The organism is Sphingobacteriales bacterium (assembly GCA_012517435.1).
GTDB lineage: Bacteria > Bacteroidota > Bacteroidia > CAILMK01 > JAAYUY01 > JAAYUY01.
On sequence record JAAYUY010000076.1, the window covers coordinates 1 to 3,879 of the forward strand.

The window sequence follows — 3,879 nt, forward strand, 5'->3', positions numbered from 1 at the left end:
GAAATTTGGTTGACTCCGGTTTTTCACCCAAAACATAAAGCAGACAGCGTCTATTTTAACCAGGCAGTGGGCAGGGAAATTCGAAATCTTGCCTGTCGGCAGACAGGTCCGAAATTCGCAATTCGCAATCCGAAATCCGCAATCTTACCTGTCGCCTACCTGACGGGAGGCAGCTCAAGGCAGAATAACTACCTGCTAAAACCAGTCAGCTCTTATTTCACCATCATCACATCCACCCTTCTGTTCAATGAACGTGCTTCATAAGAAGTGTTAGGAACGAGGGGTTTTTCTTCGCCATAGTAGTTCATGGTAATCCTTTCCGGTGCTATACCATTTTTAACAAGGTAATTGTAAACTTCCTTTGCTCTTTGCTGGGAAAGAAGAAGATTGGTTTCTTCTTCACCAACATCATCAGCATAGCCCGAAATTTCTATTTTGTTCGTTGCATCTTTGGCTAATGCAATAAATTTGAGTAACTCCGTCTTTGCCTCACGACTCAAAATATAGCTTCCTGTTTTAAAATACACGCTGTTGTATCCTCCACCGGAAACCACGGTAACCTTTTCCACCACTTTTTCAGTAGTTCCTTCTTTGGTTGAGGGGGTAGTTCCCGGCTGCTGAGGAAGGTTGGCCAAGTCATTTCTTAACTTGTCGATGTCTTCTTTCAGGCCTTCGATCATTTTCGACTGCTGATTGTTTACTCCGGCAATGGAATTGGTTGTAGCAATATTGGCATCCATCTTATTGCCTAAGGTATCCAGTTTGGCAGTCATAGCCAATTGGTTTTCCTTCAGCATTTTAATATCTTCATCATAGGATTTTCCTTTTCTTCCCTGTCCAAAGGTGTAAATCAGCATGATTTCGTGTGTGCCATGCGACCTGTCGTAGATAGAAGAATTAGAAACTTCGTATCCGTAGGCAATATCAATATTATTGAGCAGGGTAATGCCACCTGAAAGCAGAAAATAAGAATTGGCAAGGGAAAGGTTGATTTCCGTGTAGTCTCCTCCTCCGGCAGATTCCACCCATGTTCTGCCGCTGTTGCGATATCCCAGTCCAAGCCAGTATTGGTTTTTCCATTTGGTTACCACATTCAGGTCGAGCTGAGAGGGACTGTGGCGGGCATCCCGGTAAACCAATACCGGTTCAATAGCCCAGTTATCATTTTTCAGGTTAAACCGGTAAGATACAATGGCATTGAAATGACGGTAGAAGTCGAAAACATATTCATTATTTTCTGCCGTAAAATACCTGACTTTTGACTGAAGCAGGTAAGGCACTGAAAAGCCAACTTCGAGTTTCTTGAAATTGTAGCGAAACCCGAAACCTGCATCGAACCTCATGCCTTCAAATGACTGAAGTGTAAGAAGGTTGTCATTATAGTCTTTTACCTGTGCATTGCTCATCAGAAACTGATTTTCAGTCAATACGCCATTCAACGCAAAGGTCAGTTGGTGGTTTTCAGCCAGTTTGACCATATAGGCATAATTCAGGTTCATACTCATCCGGTCGAGCAGGCCGGTACGGTCGCTGATGACAAAACCGCCAATGCCCATATTGTTTTTCAGTAAGCCATGAACGCCAAAGATACGCGTCTTCGGGGCACCATTGATACCTACCCATTGATTGCGTGAGTCGAGGAAAGCCGACCATGTCCCATAATCGCCCGTATTGGCCGGATTGATTAAAATCCTGTTCAGATGATACAGATCATACACGGGAAGTTGCTGTGCCGACAGAGAAAGTGAAAAAAGCATGGCAACGATCCATAAGTTTATTATCCTGTTCTTTTTCATTGTTTTGTTCATTTAGCGGTTAACGTAAAATGGTTAAATATCCTGAATACACTTTATCGCTGTTATCAAACCTGATAAAGTAATAATAAGTGCCTTCAGGGACAGGATTTCCTTTGTACATGCCATCCCAGTTGTCGGCATAGGCTTTCTGACGATAGACTTCCACTCCCCAGCGGTCGTAAATTACCACTTCATTATCGGAGTAGTATTTCAGTCCGATATCCCAGATATCATTTGCTCCGTCACCGTTTGGTGTCAGCATGTTGACCAGATCAAGCGTATAATCAAGATTTACGGTAACTTTCAGTGACTTTGTGTTTTTACATCCTTTAAGGTCTTCCCCGGTTACGGTATAGGTAATGGTTTGTAACGGAAGTGAAACAGGATCGGATTTAAAGGCATTGTCGAGATAATCGGGTGGCGACCACGAATAGGTATTTGCTCCCCACGCCAGTAAAGGTACGGGTTTTCCAAGGCTGACCGCAGTATCTTCAGGAGATACCATGATAACAGGCAGTTCGTTTACAGTAACCATGATGCTGTCTTTGTTCACACAGCCATGATTGTCAAATACCAGTGCCCTGTATTTCCCGCTGTTTTTGGCAGTAATGGTAAATGTGTTTTCCCCTGTGGACCATAATATGGTATTGATGGCCGGTGAAACGGTCAGGACAACACTGTCGTTCCGGCAAAACTCTGTCGGGCCTCCTGCTGTGATGGTAACACTTGGCAATGCCCAGACATTCACGGCCTTCACAAAGGTGTCGCTGCAGGCAAAAATATTGGCCACAATCAGGCTTACCTGATAGGTGCCCGGTGACTGATACAGGTGTTTGGGGTTCTGGTTAATTTCCCCATGATTATCATCAAAATCCCAGTAATAATCTTTTATCGGGGCTCCGTTAGGTTGTGAGAGATTTTCAAAACTAACCGTGTTCCCGAGGCAGACGTCCTGGGCATTAAATCCGGCCGAAGGTGTTGGATGTATGGTTATATTCTTGGATATCATATCATTACATCCGTATGCAGAGCTTCCTGAAAGCTCAATGGTATAGGTTCCGGCATCGTTGTAAACATGAACAGGGTTGGCAGCAGTAGAAGTGTTGCCATCTCCGAATTTCCACAAATATGTTTTTGCGTATGAAAAACTGTTGTCGATGTTAATATCGTATCCAACGCAGGTATTTGAAAAGGTGAAGTTAAGCGTAGGCCGTGGGGCTATCACCACCAGTTTGACCGTATCTTTTACACATCCCTTATCCGATTCCGATTTAACCTGAACCAGATAATTTCCCGGAGCAATAAAGCTGAGTCTGTTGTCAGGGCTGGTGGTTGTCTGCTCATAGAGCGGATCTCCGTCAAAGTTCCAGTAATACTTGCTGATGCTTCCGCCTGCAACTGAGGAAGTAACAGTAAATTCGGTGGTATCATGGAAACAGGTTTTATCGAAATTAAAGTCAACAACCGGCAACGGATTTACCTTAACAGTCTTTAAAACAGTTGAAATACAGCCACTATCTGTTATCACCATGAGGCCAACAGTATAGGAACCGGGAGTATTGAACAAACGGGACACATCGGTACCGGAAGAATCATCATAGATCAGGTCATTGTTAAAGTCCCATTTGTATTTGACAATGCTGCCGCCCGAAATGGTTGAAGTGCTTTTAAAGGTGTTGGCTTCGCCCAAACAGGCATCCGTGGCAGTAAAACTAGCTACTGCCAGCGGATTGACTGTAATGGTTTTATAAGCGGTTGTAACAACGTTTAAACTACTCCGGATACGGATACCTACCGGATAACTGCCTGCAGAGGCAAACAGTTTGGTAACAACCGGTCCGGTGGCATCCGAAAAATTTCCGTCTGCATTAAAGTCCCATTCATACAGAACGATAGTTCCGGAGGTAACCGTTGAAGTACTTGTAAATTTAACAGCACTGCCATCGCATGCACTGGTATAGATAAAACTGGCTACATCACCAAAACTTTTGGTCATCATCAGGGCTGCTGCCAGTACCAGACTCAGGGTTTTCATTGCTTTTTTCATCGCTTTACTTTTTAAAAGTTTTACCATTCTCATTTT

2 protein-coding genes are annotated in these 3,879 nt (G+C 43.8%); both read right to left on the reverse strand.

What is annotated here, in order from left to right; all coding sequences use genetic code 11:
• Positions 1 to 212 precede the first annotated feature (212 nt).
• Entirely contained in the window at positions 213 to 1,796 is a 1,584-nt protein-coding gene (locus GX437_04310; GenBank protein NLJ06879.1) for a PorP/SprF family type IX secretion system membrane protein, read from the reverse strand.
• A 19-nt stretch (positions 1,797 to 1,815) separates the two neighbouring features.
• Positions 1,816 to 3,843: a PKD domain-containing protein gene (locus GX437_04315; GenBank protein NLJ06880.1), complete on the reverse strand. Its 2,028-nt coding sequence runs from the start codon at positions 3,841 to 3,843 to the stop codon at positions 1,816 to 1,818.
• Positions 3,844 to 3,879: the final 36 nt, after the last annotated feature.

Excerpts from the sequence above, each read along its gene's own strand:
- GX437_04310 (NLJ06879.1), bottom strand. The coding sequence starts at position 1,796 with ATGAAAAAGAACAGGATAATAAACTTATGGATCGTTGCCATGCTTTTT.
- GX437_04315 (NLJ06880.1), bottom strand. The coding sequence starts at position 3,843 with ATGAAAAAAGCAATGAAAACCCTGAGTCTGGTACTGGCAGCAGCCCTG.